This is a genomic window from Pseudomonas marginalis, from assembly GCF_024169655.1.
GTDB lineage: Bacteria > Pseudomonadota > Gammaproteobacteria > Pseudomonadales > Pseudomonadaceae > Aquipseudomonas > Aquipseudomonas paraveronii.
The window spans coordinates 531,757-552,014 of sequence record NZ_JALJWV010000001.1 but is presented as its reverse complement, the minus strand read 5'-3'; the positions used below and the strand labels follow the sequence as shown (position 1 = coordinate 552,014).

At 63.0% G+C, this 20,258-nt stretch carries 17 protein-coding genes and 1 pseudogene; 13 read left to right on the top strand and 5 right to left on the bottom strand.

Going from position 1 to position 20,258, the window contains the following annotated elements; all coding sequences use genetic code 11:
* Window positions 1-120 precede the first annotated feature (120 nt).
* The 11 genes and pseudogenes from urtB to ureC all read left to right on the top strand — a co-directional run bounded on the left by urtB (window position 121) and on the right by ureC (window position 8,969).
* On the top strand, window positions 121-1,623 hold the full coding sequence (gene urtB / locus J2Y83_RS02335) for an urea ABC transporter permease subunit UrtB (protein ID WP_253393180.1): 1,503 nt from the start codon (window positions 121-123) through the stop codon (window positions 1,621-1,623).
* Window positions 1,623-2,702 (top strand): urea ABC transporter permease subunit UrtC, encoded by a 1,080-nt coding sequence (gene urtC, locus J2Y83_RS02330; protein ID WP_253393179.1) that lies wholly within the window; start codon window positions 1,623-1,625, stop codon window positions 2,700-2,702. Before urtB ends, urtC begins: the two co-directional genes overlap by 1 nt.
* Window positions 2,699-3,547: an urea ABC transporter ATP-binding protein UrtD gene (gene urtD, locus J2Y83_RS02325; RefSeq protein ID WP_253393178.1), complete on the top strand. Its 849-nt coding sequence runs from the start codon at window positions 2,699-2,701 to the stop codon at window positions 3,545-3,547. Before urtC ends, urtD begins: the two co-directional genes overlap by 4 nt.
* Before the next feature lie 24 nt (window positions 3,548-3,571).
* Window positions 3,572-3,658: pseudogene (locus tag J2Y83_RS02320) on the top strand (outer membrane lipoprotein carrier protein LolA); the annotation flags it as partial.
* 22 nt (window positions 3,659-3,680) lie between these two features.
* A complete protein-coding gene (urtE, locus tag J2Y83_RS02315) occupies window positions 3,681-4,379 on the top strand; it encodes an urea ABC transporter ATP-binding subunit UrtE (protein ID WP_253393177.1) in 699 nt (232 codons plus the stop codon).
* A gap of 30 nt (window positions 4,380-4,409) precedes the next feature.
* On the top strand, window positions 4,410-5,249 hold the full coding sequence (locus J2Y83_RS02310) for an urease accessory protein UreD (RefSeq protein WP_253393176.1): 840 nt from the start codon (window positions 4,410-4,412) through the stop codon (window positions 5,247-5,249).
* Between the two features lie 147 nt (window positions 5,250-5,396).
* Window positions 5,397-5,699, top strand: a complete 303-nt coding sequence (locus J2Y83_RS02305) for an urease subunit gamma (protein ID WP_010213535.1) — start codon at window positions 5,397-5,399, stop codon at window positions 5,697-5,699.
* Window positions 5,700-5,708: 9 nt separating this feature from the next.
* A complete protein-coding gene (locus tag J2Y83_RS02300) occupies window positions 5,709-6,221 on the top strand; it encodes a GNAT family N-acetyltransferase (protein ID WP_253393175.1) in 513 nt (170 codons plus the stop codon).
* Window positions 6,222-6,226: 5 nt separating this feature from the next.
* Complete coding sequence (locus J2Y83_RS02295) at window positions 6,227-6,760, top strand: GNAT family N-acetyltransferase (protein ID WP_253393174.1); 534 nt, start codon at window positions 6,227-6,229, stop codon at window positions 6,758-6,760.
* On the top strand, window positions 6,757-7,062 hold the full coding sequence (locus tag J2Y83_RS02290; RefSeq protein ID WP_017849702.1) for an urease subunit beta: 306 nt from the start codon (window positions 6,757-6,759) through the stop codon (window positions 7,060-7,062). The genes J2Y83_RS02295 and J2Y83_RS02290 overlap by 4 nt, the downstream gene beginning before the upstream one ends.
* A 206-nt stretch (window positions 7,063-7,268) precedes the next feature.
* Entirely contained in the window at window positions 7,269-8,969 is a 1,701-nt protein-coding gene (ureC, locus tag J2Y83_RS02285; protein WP_253393173.1) for an urease subunit alpha, read from the top strand.
* Between the two features lie 58 nt (window positions 8,970-9,027).
* Here the strand turns inward: ureC and J2Y83_RS02280 are convergent, their stop codons facing one another.
* Together J2Y83_RS02280 and J2Y83_RS02275 are read right to left on the bottom strand one after the other, a co-directional pair.
* Window positions 9,028-14,199, bottom strand: coding sequence for an NEL-type E3 ubiquitin ligase domain-containing protein (locus J2Y83_RS02280; RefSeq protein WP_253393172.1), 5,172 nt, complete (start codon window positions 14,197-14,199; stop codon window positions 9,028-9,030).
* An 87-nt stretch (window positions 14,200-14,286) separates the two neighbouring features.
* On the bottom strand, window positions 14,287-15,231 hold the full coding sequence (locus J2Y83_RS02275) for a DnaJ C-terminal domain-containing protein (RefSeq protein WP_253393171.1): 945 nt from the start codon (window positions 15,229-15,231) through the stop codon (window positions 14,287-14,289).
* A gap of 287 nt (window positions 15,232-15,518) precedes the next feature.
* On the opposite strand from J2Y83_RS02275, the gene J2Y83_RS02270 reads away from it, so the two are divergent.
* A complete protein-coding gene (locus J2Y83_RS02270) occupies window positions 15,519-16,787 on the top strand; it encodes an Hsp70 family protein (RefSeq protein WP_253393170.1) in 1,269 nt (422 codons plus the stop codon).
* A gap of 111 nt (window positions 16,788-16,898) precedes the next feature.
* Here J2Y83_RS02270 and J2Y83_RS02265 read toward each other — a convergent pair whose 3' ends face one another.
* From J2Y83_RS02265 to J2Y83_RS02255, 3 genes are all read right to left on the bottom strand, one after another.
* Window positions 16,899-17,912: an AI-2E family transporter gene (locus tag J2Y83_RS02265; RefSeq protein ID WP_247400743.1), complete on the bottom strand. Its 1,014-nt coding sequence runs from the start codon at window positions 17,910-17,912 to the stop codon at window positions 16,899-16,901.
* 161 nt (window positions 17,913-18,073) lie between these two features.
* The gene (locus tag J2Y83_RS02260) at window positions 18,074-18,373 is read right to left on the bottom strand and encodes a PsiF family protein (RefSeq protein ID WP_253393169.1); all 300 of its coding nucleotides are present in this window, start codon (window positions 18,371-18,373) and stop codon (window positions 18,074-18,076) included.
* A gap of 71 nt (window positions 18,374-18,444) precedes the next feature.
* Window positions 18,445-19,233 (bottom strand): AraC family transcriptional regulator, encoded by a 789-nt coding sequence (locus tag J2Y83_RS02255; RefSeq protein ID WP_253393168.1) that lies wholly within the window; start codon window positions 19,231-19,233, stop codon window positions 18,445-18,447.
* A gap of 97 nt (window positions 19,234-19,330) precedes the next feature.
* Here J2Y83_RS02255 and J2Y83_RS02250 point away from each other — a divergent pair, with 97 nt between their 5' ends.
* Window positions 19,331-20,218 carry a DMT family transporter gene (locus tag J2Y83_RS02250; RefSeq protein ID WP_253393167.1) on the top strand — a complete coding sequence of 296 codons (888 nt, stop codon included), beginning with the start codon at window positions 19,331-19,333 and terminating at the stop codon, window positions 20,216-20,218.
* Window positions 20,219-20,258 lie beyond the last annotated feature (40 nt).

Sequence of the window (20,258 nt, the reverse complement as noted above, 5' to 3'; positions counted from 1 at the left end):
GAGGGGGCTTGCCCCCGATAGCGGTGGATCAGTCAGCCCATGCATTGCCTGACCCACCGCTATCGGGAGCAAGCCCCCTCCCACATAAAGCCGACCCGTGCCTGCTCAGGACATTTTGTTATGCCCACTGCCCTCTACCGCTTGATCCTCACGGCCCTACTGTTGCTGCCTGTTGGCGCACACGCCGGTGACGCCGACGACTTCCTCACCGCCAACCCGACGCAACAAGCCAAACTGCTGCAGGACTGGGCCGCCCAGCCCGACCCGGCGCGCATCGAGCTGGTGGACGCCCTGCAACAAGGCCAACTCACGGTCAATGGCGAAACCAAGACCGTGCGCCTGAACAACCGCCTGCGCGGTCTGATCGACAACGTCCAGGCCAGCCAGCAACTGCTCGCCGCCGACCCCAAGGTGCGCCTGGCGGCCGCGCAAACCCTGCAAAAAACCGCGCAACCGGCGCAGCTCAAATTCCTCGACCAGCGCGTCGCCGCCGAAACCGTCGAAGACGTCCACACCGCCCTCAGCCTGGCCCTGGCCAACCTGCAATTGGTCGACGCCGATCCGCTGGTGCGCCTCGCCGCCGTGCGCTTGCTCGGCAGCACCGGCGACCCGCTGGCCCGCACCCGCCTGGAAACCCTGCTCGCCCCCGGCGTAGAAACCGATGCCGCCGTGCATACCGCCGCCGAGACCAGCCTGGCCCAGGTCAAACGCAAATTGATGCTGGGCGAGATCCTCGGCCAGGCCTTCAGCGGCATGTCCCTCGGTTCGATCCTGCTGCTCGCGGCCCTGGGCCTGGCGATCACGTTCGGCCTGCTGGGCGTGATCAACATGGCCCACGGCGAGATGCTGATGCTCGGCGCGTATTCCACCTATGGGGTGCAGTTGCTGATGCAGCGCTACGTGCCGCACGCCATCGAGTTCTACCCGCTGATCGCGCTGCCGGTGGCGTTTTTCGTCACCGCCGCTATCGGCATGGCCCTGGAACGCACGGTGATTCGTCACCTGTACGGCCGCCCCCTGGAAACCCTGCTCGCCACCTGGGGCATCAGCCTGATGCTGATCCAACTGGTGCGCCTGGTGTTCGGCGCGCAGAACGTCGAAGTGGCCAACCCCGCCTGGCTGTCCGGCGGCATTCAAGTGCTGCCCAACCTGGTGCTGCCGTACAACCGCATCGTGATCATCGCCTTCGCCTTGTGCGTGGTGCTGCTGACCTGGCTGCTGCTGAACAAGACGCGCCTGGGCCTCAACGTGCGCGCCGTCACCCAGAACCGCAACATGGCCGCCTGCTGCGGCGTGCCCACCGGGCGCGTGGACATGCTCGCGTTTGGCCTGGGCTCCGGCATCGCCGGGCTGGGCGGCGTGGCGCTGAGCCAGATCGGCAACGTCGGCCCGGACCTGGGCCAGAGCTACATCATCGATTCCTTCCTGGTCGTGGTGCTCGGCGGTGTCGGCCAATTGGCCGGTAGCGTGATGGCCGCGTTCGGCCTGGGGATCGCCAACAAGATCCTCGAACCGCAGATCGGCGCCGTGCTCGGCAAGATCCTGATCCTTGCGCTGATCATTCTGTTTATCCAGAAACGCCCGCAAGGCCTCTTCGCACTCAAAGGACGGGTGATCGACTGATGAACCAGCCATTGATGCTCACGGCCACACAAAAGGCCGGCCCCAAGCTGACGATTGCCATCGGCGCGGTGATCCTGATCCTGCTGCTGGCCCTGCCGCTGTGTTCGCTGTTGACGCCGGACAATCCGCTGCACGTCTCGGCCTACACGTTGACGCTGGTGGGCAAGATTCTCTGCTACGCCATCGTCGCCCTCGCGCTCGACCTCGTGTGGGGTTACGCCGGGATGTTGTCCCTCGGCCACGGTTTGTTCTTCGCCCTCGGCGGTTACGCCATGGGCATGTACCTGATGCGCCAGGCCTCCGGCGATGAGTTGCCGGCGTTCATGACCTTCTTGTCGTGGACCGAATTGCCCTGGTACTGGGTCGGCACCGAGCACTTCCTCTGGGCCTTGTGCCTGGTGGTGTTGGCGCCGGGGTTGCTGGCGCTGGTGTTCGGCTTCTTCGCCTTTCGCTCGCGGATCAAGGGCGTGTATTTCTCGATCATGACCCAGGCCCTGACCTTCGCCGGGATGCTGTTGTTCTTTCGCAACGAGACCGGCTTCGGCGGCAATAACGGCTTTACCAATTTCCGCAGCATCCTCGGCTTCGGCATCACCGAACCGGGCACGCGCGCGGCGTTGTTTGTGGCCACCGTGGTGTTGCTGGTGAGCAGCCTGTACATCGGCTGGCGCCTGGCCAAGAGCAAGTTCGGCCGGGTACTGACCGCCCTGCGCGATGCCGAGAACCGCCTGATGTTCTGCGGCTACGACCCGCGTGGCTTCAAGTTGTTCGTGTGGGTGTTGAGCGCAGTGCTGTGCGGCCTGGCGGGAGCGTTGTACGTGCCGCAGGTGGGCATCATCAACCCCAGCGAAATGTCACCGACCAATTCCATCGAAGCCGCCGTGTGGGTGGCCTTGGGTGGGCGCGGCACCTTGATCGGGCCGCTGCTCGGCGCCGGAGTGGTGAACGGCATGAAGAGCTGGTTCACCGTGGCGTTCCCGGAGTATTGGCTGTTCTTCCTGGGGGCGCTGTTCATCATCGTCACCCTGTATTTGCCCAAGGGCGTGATCGGGCTGTTGAAGAAACGGGGTGAACAATGAGAGTCACGGCGACCGCAGAATTTATGCTCGAACCTATTCTCGACGCCGGCAGCGGCCGCGACGCGATCGGCATCGGCCAGGCCGCCGGCACGGGCCTCAACACGCGCCACGGCACGATCCTGACCCTGGAAGACATCAGCGTCAGCTTCGACGGTTTCAAGGCACTCAACGCCTTGAACCTGTACATCAGCGTCGGCGAATTGCGCTGCATCATCGGCCCCAACGGCGCGGGCAAAACCACGCTGATGGACGTGATCACCGGCAAGACCCGGCCCAGCCACGGCAACGCCTGGTTCGGCGAAACCCTCGACCTGACCGCGATGAGCGAAGTACAGATCGCCCAGGCCGGCATCGGCCGCAAGTTCCAGAAACCCACGGTGTTCGAAGCCTTGAGCGTGTTCGAAAACCTGGAGCTGGCGCAGAAGACCGACAAGTCGGTGTGGGCCAGCCTGCGCGCACGCCTGAGCGGCGAGCAGAAAGACCGCATCGATGAAGTGCTCGACACCATCCGCCTGACCGCCTCGGTGCATCGCCCGGCCGGCCTGCTGTCCCACGGCCAGAAGCAATTCCTGGAAATCGGCATGCTGCTGATGCAAGACCCGCAACTGTTGCTGCTCGACGAACCGGTGGCAGGCATGACCGACGCCGAAACCGAATTCACCGCCGAACTGTTCAAGCGCCTGGCGGGCAAGCACTCGCTGATGGTGGTGGAACACGACATGGGCTTTGTCGGCTCGATTGCCGACCATGTGACCGTGTTGCACCAGGGCAGCGTGCTGGCCGAAGGGTCGCTGGAACAGGTGCAGGAAAACGAGCGCGTGATCGAGGTATACCTCGGGCGCTGAGTTCGTTTTTTTGTAGGCGCGAGCTTGCTCGCGAAAATCGTTAACGATAACGCGGGCAGCCTGAATGCACGCGGCGCCCTCAGGTTTTTCGCGAGCAAGCTCGCTCCTACAGGGAATTGAGGAGGTTTTGAGAATGCTGCAAGTCGACAAGCTGCACCAGTATTACGGCGGTAGCCACATCCTGCGCGGGCTTTCATTCGAGGTGCAGATTGGCGAAGTCACCTGCCTGCTCGGCCGTAACGGCGTGGGCAAGACCACCCTGCTCAAGTGCCTGATGGGCCTGCTGCCCGCCAAAGAGGGCGCGGTGAACTGGGAAGGCCAGGCCATCACCGGCTTCAAGCCGCACCAGCGCGTACACGCCGGGATCGCCTACGTGCCCCAGGGCCGGGAGATTTTCGGGCGGCTGACGGTGGAAGAAAACCTGCTGATGGGCCTGTCGCGCTTCCCCGGCGCCGAAGCCAGGGAAGTCCCGGCGTTTATCTACGAACTGTTCCCGGTGCTGCTGCAAATGAAGCACCGCCGTGGGGGCGATTTGTCCGGCGGCCAGCAACAGCAACTGGCGATCGGCCGCGCGCTGGCCAGCCGGCCGCGCCTGTTGATTCTCGACGAGCCAACCGAAGGCATTCAGCCGTCGGTGATCAAGGAGATCGCTGCGGTGATCAAGAAACTCGCGGCCCGTGGCGACATGGCGATCCTGTTGGTGGAGCAGTTCTACGACTTTGCCGCCGAACTGGCCGACCAGTACCTGGTGATGTCGCGCGGTGAAATCGTCCAGCAAGGCCGTGGAGAAAATATGGAAAGCGACGGTGTGCGCGGCCTCGTAACCATCTAATCTGTAGCTTCCTAACGATAAGCCCACGCCATGAACCTGCCCGTTTCTCCTGCCCTGTTCACCCCTAGCTGGCACGCCGAGCTGGAACTCGGCTACGCGCGTTTCGGCGACACCACGCGCCCGGTGATGCGTCGCCACCTCGGCCCGCTGCGCGTGCAAAAACACTTGTACGCCGAAGGCCCCGAGGTGTGCCAGCACATCATCGTGCATCCGCCCGGCGGGATTGCCGGCGGCGACCGCCTGGACATCCGCGCCCACGTCGCCGAGGGCGCCTGGGCGCAATTGACCAGCCCCGGCGCGGCCAAGTGGTACCGCGCCAGCGGCCCGGCGTTTCAGCAACTCGAGCTGAGCGTCGAGGCCGGCGCCACCCTGGAATGGCTGCCCCAGGAAACCATCGTGTTCAGCGCCGCCCAGGCCGAACTCACTACGCGCATCGCGCTGCACGGCGATGCGCGGCTGTTGTACTGGGACGTGGTCGCCCTGGGCCGCCCGGCCAGCGGCGAGCGCTTCGACCTCGGGCACTTTCAAGCGCACCTGGACATCCGTCGCGACGGCCAGTTGCTCTGGCACGAACGCCAGCGCATTGTGGGCGGCGATGGCTTGCTCGACTCGCCGATCGGACTGGACGGGCAACCGGTCTTCGCCACCTTGTTGCTGACCGGCGATATCGAGCCAGAATTACTCGAACACTGCCGCTCGCTGCCCCATGCGGTGCGCGGCGACCTGACCCAACTGCCCGGCCTGCTGGTCGCCCGCTGCCTGGCGAGCGAAGCGCTGCTGGCGCGGGGCTGGTTGATTGATTTATGGCGGCTGCTGCGCCCGGCGGTACTGGGGCGAGAGGCCGTGGCACCCAGAATCTGGAGCACATGAAGATCAAAATGTGGGAGGGGGCTTGCCCCCGATGGCGGTGGGTCAGTTACAGATGCATTGCCTGACACTCCCCTATCGGGGGCAAGCCCCCTCCCACACTTGATCTCCATTGTATTTAAGAATGCATTTTATGAAGGACCTTGAACCATGGACCTGACCCCACGGGAAAAAGACAAACTGCTGATCTTCACCGCAGGCCTCGTCGCCGAACGGCGCCTGGCGCGCGGTGTGAAACTCAACTACCCGGAAACCATCGCCTACATCTCCGCGGCGCTGATGGAAGGCGCCCGCGACGGCCGCACCGTGGCCGACCTGATGCACTTCGGCACCACCCTGCTCAGCCGCGAACAGGTGATGGAAGGCATCCCGGAAATGATCCCGGATATCCAGGTGGAAGCCACCTTTCCCGATGGCACCAAACTGGTGACCGTCCACCAACCCATCGCGTGAGGCCCCGCCATGATCCGTGATGCAACCGAGCACGATCTGCCAGCGATCCGCGACATCTACAACGACGCGGTGCTGAACACCACGGCGATCTGGAACGAACAGCCAGTGGACCTGGCTAACCGCCTGGCCTGGTTCAGTGCGCGCCAGGCGCAGCGCTACCCGATCCTGGTCGCGGTGGAAAACCACGAAGTGACGGGCTACGCCTCGTTCGGCGACTGGCGCCCCTTCGAAGGTTTTCGCTACAGCGTCGAGCACTCGGTGTACGTGCGCAACGATCAGCGTGGCAAAGGCCTCGGCCCACGCCTGATGCAAACCCTGATCGAACGCGCCCGCGCCGGCGGCAAACACGTGATGGTCGCGGCCATTGAAAGCGGCAACAAGGCCTCGCTCCGCCTGCATGAGCGCCTGGGTTTCAGCACCACCGGGCAGATGCCGCAAGTGGGCATCAAATTCGGCCGCTGGCTCGATCTGACCTTTATGCAACTGACCTTGAATCCGGGCGCCGAACCGCCCCAGGAGTGAGATCGATGAACGCCGCGCAACTGCGTCGAGTCAATGCTGAAAGTTTTGCCCACTATCGCCAGGGCTTGATCGAGCTGTTGCTGGATGCGGTCAGGCACGGCGCGTCGATCGGCTTCATGGCCGACTTCGATGAGGCCCAGGCCCGCGCGTATTTGCACAGCGTGCAAGCGAGCATCGAAGACGCCAGCCTGTTGCTGTGGGTGGTGGTGCGCGACGAGCGCGTGATTGCCAGCGTGCAACTGGCGCTGTGCCAGAAAGCCAACGGTCTGAACCGCGCCGAAGTGCAAAAACTGCTGGTCCACAGCAGCGCCCGCCGCCACGGCCTGGGCCACCAGTTGATGCACGCCCTGGAACTCGCCGCGCGCCAACACAAGCGCGGCCTGCTGTACCTGGACACCGAAGCCGGCTCCGAGGCCGAAGCCTTCTACCAGGCGCTGCGCTACACCAAGGTGGGTGAACTGCCCGATTACTGCCAAAGCCCGGACGGGCGTTACAGCCCGACCGCCATCTACTACAAGACCCTGGGGCAACCTGCATGATTCCTGGTGAATTTCAGATCCAGCCTGGCGACATCGAACTCAACGTCGGCCGCCGCACCGTCAGCCTGAGCGTGGCCAACAGCGGCGACCGGCCGATCCAGGTGGGCTCGCACTATCACTTTTTCGAAACCAACGACGCGCTGACCTTCGACCGTGCGCTGAGCCGCGGCATGCGCCTGAATATCCCGGCGGGCACGGCGGTGCGGTTTGAGCCAGGGCAGAGTCGCGAAGTTGAGTTGGTCGATTTCGGCGGAGGGCGGCGGGTGTTTGGGTTTGCCGGGCGGATCATGGGCGACCTTTAGGGCCTCATCGGGGGCAAGCCCCCTCCCACATTGGATCGGGTTCACACAGTTTGATTTGTGAATACAGCCAAAAGGTGGGGGGGCAAGCCCCTCCCACATTGGATTGGGTTCACACAGTTTGATTTGTGAATACAGTCAAAAAGTGGGGGGGGGCTTGCCCCCGATAGCGATTTCACATTCAACACATTTTTTCAGGGCAACCACACATGAAAATCAGCCGCCAAGCCTACGCCGACATGTACGGCCCCACCGTCGGTGACAAGGTCCGCCTGGCCGACACCGAGCTGTTCGTCGAAGTCGAACAAGACTTCACCGTCTATGGCGAAGAAGTGAAATTCGGCGGCGGCAAAGTGATCCGCGATGGCCAGGGCCAGAGCCAGTTGCTCGCCCATGAAGTGGTCGACACCCTGATCACCAACGCACTGATCATCGATCACTGGGGCATCGTCAAGGCCGACGTCGGCCTCAAGAACGGCCGCATCCACGCCATCGGCAAAGCCGGCAACCCGGACATCCAGCCCGGCGTGACCATGGCCATCGGCGCCAGCACCGAAGTGATCGCCGGTGAAGGCATGATCCTCACCGCCGGCGGCATCGACTCCCACGTGCATTTCATCTGCCCGCAGCAGATCGAAGAGGCGCTGACCAGCGGCGTTACCACCCTGATCGGCGGCGGCACCGGCCCGGCCACCGGCACTAACGCGACGACCTGCACCTCCGGCCCGTGGCACCTGGCGCGCATGCTGCAGGCCAGCGACGCGTTCCCGATGAACATCGGTTTCACCGGCAAGGGCAACGCCAGTTTGCCCGAGCCGTTGATCGAGCAGGTCAAGGCCGGCGCCATCGGTTTGAAGCTGCACGAAGACTGGGGCACCACGCCCGCGAGCATCGACAACTGCCTGAACGTCGCCGACCAATACGATGTGCAGGTGGCGATCCACAGCGACACCCTCAACGAATCCGGCTTCGTCGAAACCACGCTGGCCGCGCTCAAGGGCCGCACCATCCACACCTACCACACCGAAGGCGCCGGCGGCGGCCACGCGCCGGACATCATCAAGGCCTGCGGCTTCGCCAACGTGCTGCCCAGCTCGACCAACCCGACGCGGCCATTCACGCGCAACACCATCGACGAACACCTCGACATGCTGATGGTCTGCCATCACCTCGACCCGAGCATCGCCGAAGACGTGGCCTTCGCCGAAAGCCGCATCCGCCGCGAGACCATCGCCGCCGAAGACATCCTGCACGACCTCGGCGCGTTCTCGATGATCAGCTCCGACAGCCAGGCCATGGGCCGCGTCGGCGAAGTGATCACGCGCACCTGGCAAACCGCCGACAAGATGAAAAAACAGCGCGGCGCCCTGCCCGGCGACGGCCCTGGCAACGATAACTTCCGCGCCAAGCGCTACATCGCCAAGTACACCATCAACCCGGCGATCACCCATGGCATCAGCCATATCGTCGGCTCCATCGAAGTCGGCAAATGGGCTGATCTGGTGCTGTGGCGTCCGGCGTTCTTCGGCATCAAGCCAACCCTGATCCTCAAGGGCGGCGCGATTGCCTCAAGCCTGATGGGCGACGCCAACGCCTCGATTCCCACGCCGCAGCCGGTCCACTACCGGCCGATGTTCGCCAGCTTCGGCAGCGCCCTGCACGCCACCAGCCTGACCTTTATCAGCCAGGCCGCCGAGGATGCCGGCTTACCGCAAGCCTTGGGTTTGAAGAAGCAGATCGCGGTGGTCAAGGGCTGTCGCAATGTGCAGAAAACCGACCTGATCCACAACGACTACCTGCCGCACATCGACGTGGACCCACAGACCTATCAGGTCAAGGCCGACGGCGTGTTGCTGTGGTGCGAGCCGGCGGATGTGCTGCCGATGGCGCAGCGCTATTTCTTGTTTTAGCGCCGGTGATTCAACCCTGAAAACCGAGGTTTTCAGGGTTGCGTTGCACCCCGCATGATCAATCGACACTGCGCCCCATCGCCTGGTCGCAGAGGCGGCGCAGGATGTTTTTACTTTCCTCGGCCAACACGGCGATGTCTGCGTAGTATCGCGCGTCACTCATCACCAGGCCGGGGGCGACTTCGCTGGCGGGCTTGCCCAGGGTGCGGGCCGTGCTTTCGATGATTCTTCGTTGCGCGGCCTTTTGCATGTCCGACAGGTTGCCATTGCTGGCCCAGGCCGTCTGCGCCTCCAGCAGGTCATCCAAGGCCCGGCTCTTGTTGAGCACCACCTCGAACGCCTCGGCGTGGGTGGCTTCCAGGTAGTTGCGCCAGAAGTCCTGTTCGATCAGTTGCTCGCGGAGCAGGTCGCCCTCTTCCAGGCGCGTGACGCGCTCATAGGCGTCATCGAGCATCTGGGGCGTCACATCCGGTTCGTCGAAGCGCATGCTGCGCGATTGCCAAGGCAGGTCCAGCCGTTGGGCGAGCCCGGTGACGAACGCCAGATGGATCTCGACTTCATCCAGCGTGCGTACCGGGTTGCCGCGTTCATCGTACTGGGTGAGCAGATGCCCGTCTTCGTCATAGAGCGGAAAACGCCGGCCCTGCGCGCGCAGCGCCTCCACGCGGGCGCGGGCGATCCGGCCCACTTCGTCCAACCGGCACTTGCCCTTGGCCAGGTCCAGCAGTTCAAGCAGGACCCATTCCGGACGCCCTGCCGCGTGGGCTTCCCACTGCATCACCTCGACCCCCATGGCATTGAACAACTGCGCCCCGGCGTCGACGCAGGTGGTCGGCGCCGTGGCCATCTGGAACAGCTTTTCGCGCAGCCGGGGTTCGGCGTCGGCGGCCTCCAGCATGCGCCAGACTTTGCTCGTCAGCTCGACCTTGTAGGGCGCCAGAAGCGCATCGGACGACTCCGATAACTTTCTGATCTCATCAAAAAACGGCTCCGAACCGCGCGCGCCTTCCAGTGCATCCCAGACCGGCTGCTTGGCCAGCCATTCGTCCTGCGTCAAACCGGCCATCCAGTGCGCGCTGTCCTGCGTGCCGGCCGGCGGGAGACGCCGATCCGGGTCAATACCGACGGATTCCATATAGCCCCTGAGCGTGCGGCTCACCTCAGGCGTCAGGCGTGACGGGTCAACACGCGTGCGGGCAAGCACACCGGCATGCTCCGAACCCAGCGCCACAGCGGGTATGCGCTCGATGGGGTTGGCGCTCAAGTCCAGCAGGAACGAACGCGGCCGTGGCACTTCAAGCAGGCCCGGCGGCCAGTCGGTCAGGCCAGTGCCGCCCAGCCACAGCAGGCGCAGCTCGTGCATCTGGCTGATATCGGGCGCGAGCCCCAGCGGATTGCCGTCCAACCAGAGCGTCCGTAAATGCCGCATCGAGCGCAACCGCGCGACCGCATCGGCATCCAGAACGATATGGTTCTCCGCCATTTCCAGTTCCTGAAGACGCGCCATCTGCGTGATCTGCGGCGGCAATCGGGTCAACTCGCACGCGGCGATATCCAGGGTGTGCAAGGCGCGAAAGTGCGCCAGGAACGACACGTTCGCATCGCTGAAACCGGAGTTGGACAGACCCAGCCCGCTGACATGCTCAAAGTTGGCACTCAGCGCGGGCAGGCTCAGCAGTTGCTGCTGAAGCGGTTTGTCCGCCAGTTCGATTTTCTGCCCCAGGTAGCGCCCGCTCTCGTCGTAATGCCGCGGCCCGATGCGGCGCCAGGCATCCTTGAGGGCGCGGACAATCTCGCTGCGCCTGAGCAACTGTTCGCGATAGGCCTGGCTGCCGAACTCGCCCACGCCTTCGATCGGCTGACTCATCCAGGTTTGCAGCGCGGCATCCAGCACCTTGTACTCGCGCTCCAGCGCCTTGAGCCACTGATCGCTGTAGGGATCGTTGGCCGCACGCAACGCGATCACCTCCTCGTCGGTAAAGTCCGGGTACAACGTGCGCAAGCGCTCCTCAATGATGCGATCCCAGTCGCCCAGGCCCACGCCTCGACCGCTCAACGGATACCCACGGCGATTGCCGGGCAAAACGCTGGGCGCGAGGAAGAACGGCCGGCTCTCGGGCAGGATATGCAACAAACGGCGCAATTGCGGCCGGGGCAAGGCATATCGCTGGATCAGCGCCTTCAGCTGCTGGCCCTGCGCGACGTGCGGCAGGCCCAGGGAGGCGCGATGCCCATCGGTCAGCGCATGCTGGATCGCCCCATAGAAACTGTTGATGCCGGACAGTGCGTTGGCTTCTTCATCGAACGGCTGATAGCGACCTCGGGCAACCCATACCAGCACCTTGCGGCTGCTCGCATCGATGGGGCCGAAACTGGCGCGCAATGTGCCGTCATAGTCATGTTCGCGCACCTCCAGGCGCAAGTCGTCTTGCCAGCCGGGCAGCGTTTCGAGGGTGTTGAGCACCAGTGTCTCGGTGTCCGGGCCGGCCAGCGCCTCCAGGTATAAGCCTTGATAAGCGCGCACCAGGCGCATCTGGCGCTGCATGCCGCGCGCCTGCCGGGCCAGCGCCAGCGGCAGCTTGCCGGTGTTTTTGAGGCTGGCCAGCGCAGCTGCGGGCGCAGTATCGAGCAGCTCGCGGCCCATGGCGTTCGACAACCCTTTGAAATCCCGCTGCAGCACTTGCAGCGCCGAGTCGGCGGCGGGCGCCTGGCCGGCGTATAAGCTATTGAACAACCGCGCGCGTTGCCCGACCGCAAAATCGGCCAGGGCCGACTGCACCAGCGTCACGCGTGCGCTGTTGTCTTCGGGAATGTACTGAAAGAACTGACGCAGGATGTGCGCCACCTGCTCGCGACTGAGCGCCTGGACGACCCGCTCGGGCAGTTTGCCGGCCATCAGGTCGGCCATGTCGAGGTTGATCACCTGCGTCGCTGGCGGCCCCACAGGCGCATAACGCACGCGCTTGGCCGCCGCGCCCGAACCTTCGACCACCTCGATAGCCCACGCCGCCGGCCAGCCGGGCAGTTCGACCGTCAACGGCACGGCATACTGGGCCAGCGGGCTGGACAGGTTGCCGCTGCGGATCAGCTCGCTTACCGTCACCGCATCGGCATAGGCCTGAAACTGGCTGGCCGTGTCGAGGAGCACGGCGGGCGGCGCCTCGCTCTCGCTATGCACACGGCGCAGCGCATCGTCATCCACGTCACAGACCGTGCGAATCTGCTCCAGTTCGATGTCCTCGAAGGCGTCCATGGACGGCCCCAGACGTCGCATCAGGCGTGGTTGTCGCCAACCCCGCGGCTGCTCCACTTCATGGCGCCAGCCACCGGAACCGTTGTGGCGGATCTCAGGCTGGTAGGCATCGGGGCGGCGCGGGTGTTGAATGCGATATTTGCCGGGGTACGGGTCCTTTTTCAGCTCCAGGGGTTGGCCTTCCAGCAACAGGATCTGGTCGCGACCGTAGGTGTGCAACCCTTCGGCCGAGGGCTGCGAGTCGGTGGCGATGTTGATGTTGCGCACATAGGGTTTCAAGTCCGGCTTCCACAGCCGAACTTTGCCGTCGGGCAACTTGACCAGCTTCAGGCCTTCGATAAACGGCGAGACGGTAAAGTGGAACACCACCGCGCCCGCACCGAGCATCACCAGGCTTTCCAACACATCGCCCAAGTGCAACCAGCCGGCCTCGCGGTCGCCCGTGCTCAGCTCATGCACCCCGTCAAATACTTCATGCAACAACTGCGCGGCCGTGACCGCCAGCATCGCATACCCCAACGGCGGCACCACCATCGAGACCGTGTTCAACACCAACATGCCCAGGCCCAGGTAGTGCGACCAACGGCGGGAGCGGTTGGCGGCATCGGTGTGCGCGGTCGTAATCGCGTCGGCGAGCCCATCGTCGAGCAAACGCTCGAGTTGGCTTTCGTAGAGTTCGTCCCACAGGTCGATAACGCTCCAGAGCCCCTTGATCGGGTCGCTGTTGATATCCAGATTCGGGCCTTTGATGGGGATTCGAACGGTATGGGCGGGGTCACCCAGCACCTGGGTGAACGGCGTCGGGGCGAGCAGTTTTGACCAGAACTGCCCACGCTCCGAGCGCATCCACTGCACCGCCCAAGACTGTTGTGGCGCGTCTTTGACCAGCTCAGTCAACCGGCGAAAGTAATAGGGGCGGTCCTTTTTGGCGACGAAACGGCTGAAAAACACCTGGTATTGCGTGGGTTCGATGCCCTTGGATCGGTCGTCGTCTTGCGTGCCGTGGGTCAGGCGGTCCGTCATGTCCTGGCGGAATTCGGCAAACGACTCATAGCGCTTGATCGGCTGGACCGGATCGTCGGGAAACCAGGCGATAAACCAGGTGCCATAACGCCGGATCACGCTCGGTTCGATGAGCAAACAGCCTTGAAGCCGCAGGTGCATCAGGCACGGCGTGCTGTACCAGATCTGTTTGTCGCCAATCCGGATGTCTTTCTCGCCGTTGGCCACTCTCAACAGCAACGCAAAATCATCGGCGCCGATATCCCCCTTGAGCAACGCGAGGTGCGCCTCCACCTTGAGGGCGTCTTTTTTCCACGTGGTAAAGCGCAGGCGCAACAACGCATCATCGATCACATTGCCCGAGCGCAGGTGACCATTGAGGTAGGCCTGGTACTGAGCGCCCAGGTCCAGCTCACGGCAGAGCGTGACAAACGTATCGATGGGAAGCGCGGTAGCGACCCGCTCAAAACGACCGGTGTCATCATCGGGCCGGGAGATGAAACCTGAAGCACTGTTGAAAAAGCCGGGCGCCGCTTCCGGCGCTTCAAAGTTGTTCAGCGCCGCTTGCAGCAGGGAAAACGTCTTGGTCTTGAACCCGCCCGTTTGCCGACCGAAGGCGTCTTCTGCCGGGACATACAGCAGCAGATACGTTTGCTGCACATCCAGCGTGTAACCGGCGTCTTTTAATGCGGCTTCCAACAACGGTTGGGCGAACTCCGTGACCGTCTGCAGCTTCGCCATCTGCGCTTCCCATTGGCTCAATGAGTTCCAGCTGGCGTCGATGAAGGTCTTGAGCGTGTCTTTTTGCTGCAGGCTGGTCGAGATGTACCAGCCAGGCAGCTCAGGGCTGAGCTGGCGCAGCGCAGCGCGGTTGTGTGGGGAGGCTTTGACGAGTGCCTGCGGAATCAGGCTGGCGAGCGTTGCGTAGTGCTGCCCCTGGTCTCCCGGAGGGAGCGGGGCTTGAGCGTGGGCCATGAAAAGTACCTCATTGTGAAAATGAGCAGCTTATTCATGGCCCCCACGGGCCTGGGCCTAACTATGCAAGACAGTTGCCCGGGTGGATCAGTTGTTCCAGCCTTTGCGCGGATCGAAGGCGGCGCTGTCGGCCAGTGCCTTCCACAACCCGAGCACTTCCTCGCTGGCCTCTTTGGGCATCACCACTTTCAGTTGGATGAACAGATAACCGCGCTGCCCGCCCTTGTTCATCAGGCCATGGCCCTTGGCGCGCATGCGCTGGCCGTTCTGGCTGCCGGCCGGGACCTTGAGGTTGATCTTGCCGGTCAGGGTCGGCACGGCAACTTCGGTGCCCAACGCCAGTTCCCACGGCGCCACCGGCACGCTGATCACCAGGTTTTCGCCTTCAACCTCGAATTTTGGGTGCGGCGCAAACTTGACGATCAGGTACAGATCACCGTTGGCCCCACCGCCAATGCCCGGCGCGCCCTGGCCTTTGAGGCGGATGCGCTCCCCGTCGGTGACCCCGGAGGGGATCTTCACGTTCAGGCTCTTGACGGTGTTGCTGACATGCCGGCCCGAAGCGTCGTATTGCGGTACCTGGAAGCTGATCTGCTTGGACTCGGTGGACAGCGTCTCTTCAAGAAACACCGACAGTTGCATCTCCACGTCCTGGCCTTTGCGCCCGGTACTGCGGCGCTGACCGCCGCCGAAGCCGTCGCCACGGGCGCCGAAGATCGAGCTGAAGAAGTCCGAAAAATCCCCCTGATCCTCGCCGCCACTGTAGCCGCCACGGCTCTGCCAGCCCGGTGGCCCCTGGAACGGCTGGCCATGCTGACCGTATTTGCGCAACTCGTCGTACTCGGCGCGCTTGTCGGCGCTTTTCAGCGCTTCATAGGCTTCAGACGCGTCCTTGAACTTGGCTTCGGCGTCTTTTTCCTTGCTCACGTCCGGGTGATATTTGCGCGCCAGCTTGCGATAGGCGGTCTTGATCGCCTTGTCGTCCGCCGTCGGCTCCACGCCAAGGATCTTGTAATAGTCTTTAAAGTCCATCTGGGGGGTCACCCTCCGTCATCGATATCGCACAGCCAAGGGCACAGCATGCGCCGGTTTGCAGCGTTTGGATTGACTGAACTCAATCCCAAGCCGATGGCTGCGTCTAGTAGTTTATCGGCACCGCATGAATAATCTTGCAGCCACCGACGGTATGCGGGACAAGTTGGGGGCAAACGCTGGCCTTTCAAGGCGCGGCGCCGGCTATTTAACAGATCGTCGGCCTACGCATCTGCACGCGGGTGGCATACACTGCGCGGCCGTTTTTCAACCGGAACCCGATAGACATGAAAAACCCATCCCCAGCCCGTGCCTGCGGCATCGACTTTGGCACGTCCAACTCCACCGTCGGCTGGATTCGCCCCGGCATGGAAACGCTTATCGCGCTGGAGGACGACAAAATCACCTTGCCGTCGGTGGTGTTCTTCAACTTCGAGGAGCGCCGCCCGGTCTACGGTCGCCTGGCGCTGCACGAATACCTGGAGAACTACGAAGGCCGGCTGATGCGCTCGCTCAAGAGCCTGCTGGGTTCCAAGCTGATCAAGCATGACACCAGCGTGCTGGGCACCGCGATGCCGTTCACCGACTTGCTGGCGCTGTTTATCGGCCAACTCAAGAGCCGTGCCGAAACCGCCGCCGGCCGCGAGTTCGAAGAAGTGGTGCTGGGTCGCCCGGTGTTCTTCGTCGATGACGACCCGATGGCCGACCAGGAAGCCGAAAACACCTTGGTCGACGTGGCACGCAAGATCGGTTTCAAGGACATCTCGTTCCAGTACGAACCGATTGCCGCGGCCTTCGACTACGAGTCCACCATCGAAAAAGAAGAGCTGGTGCTGATTGTCGACATCGGCGGCGGTACCTCGGACTTCTCGCTGGTGCGCCTGTCGCCGGACCGTCGTCACAACGACAACCGCCACGACGACATCCTCGCCACCGGCGGCGTGCACATCGGCGGTACCGACTTCGACAAACAGCTCTCGCTGGCCGGCATGATGCCGCTGTTCGGCTACGGCAGCCGCATGAAAAGCGGCGCGTACATGCCCACCAGCCATCACATGAACCTGGCCACTTGGCACACCATCAACTCGGTGTACTCGCAAAAATCCCAGCTGGCGTTGGGCAGCATGCGCTACGACATCGAAGACACCGGCGGCATCGACCGCCTGTTCAAACTGATCGAACAGCGGGCCGGGCACTGGTTGGCGATGGAAGTGGAAGAAACCAAGATCCAGCTGACCCACGAAGACAGCCGCCATGTGCTGCTCGACCGGGTGGAGCCAGGGTTGAGCGTGGACCTGAGCCGTGCGTTGTTCGAGTCGGCCATCGATGCGCTGCTGGAGCGCGTGCGTAACAGCGTCACCCAATTGCTCGCCGACGCGTCGGTGGATGTGGCGCAGGTGGACACGGTGTTCTTTACCGGCGGTTCCAGCGGCATTCCGGCGCTGCGCCACAGCATCTCGGCGATGCTGCCGAATGCGCGGCATGTGGAAGGGAATATCTTCGGCAGTATCGGTAGTGGGTTGGCGATTGAGGCCAGTAAGCGTTACGGCAGCTGATCTGCCCCCCAACTCACTGGCACTGAAAATCAAAATGTGGGAGGGGGCTTGCCCCCGATTGCAGTGGGTCAGTCACCAGGAATATTGACTGACACATCGCCCCTTCCACATTCAAACCATCCCGCCGAGCTTCAGCTCACTCTTCAAATACGCGTAGTAAATCGGCCCCGCCACCACGCCCGGCAGGCCGAACGCGGCCTCGAACACCAGCATCGCCAACAACAACTCCCAGGATTTGGCACTGATCTGCCCGCCGACGATCCGCGCATTGAGGAAGTACTCGACCTTGTGGATCACGATCAAATACCCCAGCGCCGCCACCGCCACCCAGATCGACAGCGACAGCGCGACGATGGTGATCAGGGTGTTGGACATCAGGTTGCCGATCACCGGCAGCAGGCCGAGCAGGAAGGTCAGCACGATCAGGGTTTTGGTCAGCGGCAGGTGAATCCCGCACAGCGGCAGCACCACCGCGAGGAACACGGCGGTAAACACGGTGTTGAGGGCGGCGATCTTGATCTGTGCAAAGACGATGTTGCGAAACGCCTGGACCAACAGGTGCAGACGATCGAACAGCGCGGCGGCCAGGGGTTTGCGCTTGGTCAGGTCAGGGATGCGCTGCAGCGCGATGATCGCGCCGAGCACCATGCCGATCAGCAGGGTGACGAACATGTGGGCGGCATCTTTGCCCACCAGTTGCAGGTCGCTCAGGTGTTTGCTGATCCAGTCGCCAATGGCCACCCGGAATTCGGCGGCGCTGGCGGGCAGGTAGGCGTCGAGGAACGGCGGCAACTGGCCGCGCGCGCGGTCGACCACGCCCATGAATTTGTCGAGGGAGGCCCCGGGGTTTTCCGCTTCGTGGAGCAGGAAGCTGATCGCGCCGGCAAAGATCAGGGCCAACACGCTGACGATCAAGGTGCCGAGCAAGGCGACGGCGAGCCAGCGCGCACGCCGACCTTCGATCAGCCGTTGCAGTTGAGGGGTAAGCATGTTGACCAGTTCAAACACCAACAGACCGGCCAGCAGGCTGGGCAGTAACTTCAGCGGCAGAACCAGCAGTAACCCGCCGAAAATGATGATGTAACTGGCCAGCAACAACACGTGACGCTGAGAAAACGTTGGCATACAGCCTCAAAACGAACGGCGTTAAAGGATGGGCAGTCTGCCAGCCTTGGGGGAATCAAGCGAGGGGATCGGTGGTGAATGCGATCAAGTGTGGGAGCTGGCGCGCTATCGCAGGCAAGCCAGCCTCACACATTTGATCTTCAGCGGCCGCGAAATCGCAATCAGCCTTTGAGGCAGGTGCTCATGAACGTCTTGCGTGCGTCGCCAGTCAGCGCCTTGGTTTTCGCCGACGCATTGCAATCCTTCATCTTCTGCTGCTGCGGGGTCAATGTCTTCGCGTCATTGGCCGCCGGCGCCGACAGGCAGGTTTTCATGAAGGCCTTGCGCTCGTCGCCCTTGAGCGTCTTGGTGGTGGCCTCGGCATTGCAGGTGGTCATTTTATTTTGCTGGGCGGTAGCGGCAAAGCCTTGGGAACACAGCATCAGGCCCATCATCAACAACGGAATTCGCAGCATCTTCATGGAGTTTTCTCCCTGTTACCGTGCCGGAGGGCACGGCCTACCGACGAGTGTAGCCAAACCCTGTTACATATTCACCGGCCGCGAATGTTCGCCCGTCGGTACTGCTCCGGGGTACAGCCGGCGTGGCGCTGGAACATGGCGATAAACGCCGAGGCAGTGCTGTAGCCGAGGTCGAAGGCCACCTGTTGCACGCTGCGCGGGCTGTCGAGGGCTTCGATCGCTGCCAGGTAGCGCAGGCGCTGGCGCCATTCGCCGAAGCTCATGCCCAGTTCGCGCACAAACTGGCGGGCCAGGGTGCGTTCGCTCACATGCACCTGCTCGGCCCATTGCGCCAGGGGGCGGTTATCCCCCGGTTCGGCCTGCATGCCTTCGAGCACGCCGAGCAGCCCGGATTGGCGCGCGTAGGGCAGGAAACCATCGTGGATCGGGGCTTGCTTGAGCTGGTCCACCAGCACCTGGGCCAGGCGGATATCGGCTTCGGTGTGGGGGATGTTGACATCACGTTGGGCGAAGTCGCTGAGGATCGCCTTGAGGATATCGCTGATCGCCAAGGTACAAGGCTGCTTGGGCAGTTGCGCGCACAACGGCGGGGCAAGGCCCACCGAGCGGTAGACAATGGCCTGGGCATTGTAGGAACTGTGCTCGGTGTCCGGCGGTATCCACACCGCGTACTGCGGCGGCGACATAAAGCGACTGCCGGCCACTTCCATGCGCATCACCCCGCTCGCCGAATAATCCAACGAACCCCAGAAGTGCCGGTGCGGAGTGCATTCGGTGTTCGGGGCAAAATCGGAGTAACGGAAGTACACCGGGCTCGGCAGGCTGGGAAAATCCGCAAGGCGGACGGTGTGTCTGGGCATGTTGTCTGGATTCAGAGGTCGTTTGTCTGGATCGCAGTATAGGCTTCGATCCAGACAGGGGATAATCCCGTCTCATCAACACACTGGGTTGCTTTCAATGCAATACGCGTATCCCCTGCTGGCCATTTTCATCTGGGCCGGCAACACCGTGGTCAACAAACTGGCCGTGGGTTCGATCTTCCCTGCTGAAATCGGCTTCTACCGCTGGTTGTTGGCGGCGCTGCTGTTTACCCCGTTCATGCTCAAGCCGGTGATTGCCCATTGGCCGGTCATCCGCCCGAACCTGGGCAAGATTTTTATCCTCGGCGTGCTGGGCATGGCGGTGTATCAAAGCCTGGCCTATTACGCCGCGTCGCTGACCAGCGCCACCAACATGGGCATCATCCTGTCGCTGATGCCATTGATGGCGTTGACGGCGGCGATCATCAGCCTCGGCCAACGCCTGACGTTTGGTGCACTGAGCGGCGCGGTGCTGTCGTTCGCCGGCGTGGTGGTGGTGGTGTCGTCCGGTAGCCTGGGCGCGTTGCTGCAACACGGGGTCAACCTGGGCGACGCGATGATGCTGGTCGCCACCCTGGCCTACGCGGTCTATAGCACCCTGTTGAAAAAATGGCAGCTGCGCCTGCCGCCGTTGGTGTTGCTGTATTTGCAGGTGCTGGTGGCGGTGGTGGTGCTGTTTCCGCTGTTCCTGTTTTCGGCAAAAGCCGGGCTGGGCTGGGCGAATATCCCGTTGGTGCTGTACGCCTGCCTGCTGGCCTCAATGCTCGCGCCGTTGGCCTGGATGCACTCGGTGAAAACCCTGGGGCCGAGCCGCACCACGTTGTTTTTCAACCTGCTGCCGCTGATTACCGCACTGATCGCGGCCCTGGTGTTGAAGGAAGAGTTGGCGCTGTATCACCTGGTGGGCGGGCTGTTGACGTTGGGCGGGGTGATTTTGTCGGAGCGCTGGACCACGCCGGTCGGGCGTAAGCTGGGCGTTGCCTGAGCTATCGCTATCGGGGGCAAGCCCCCTCCCACAGTTGACC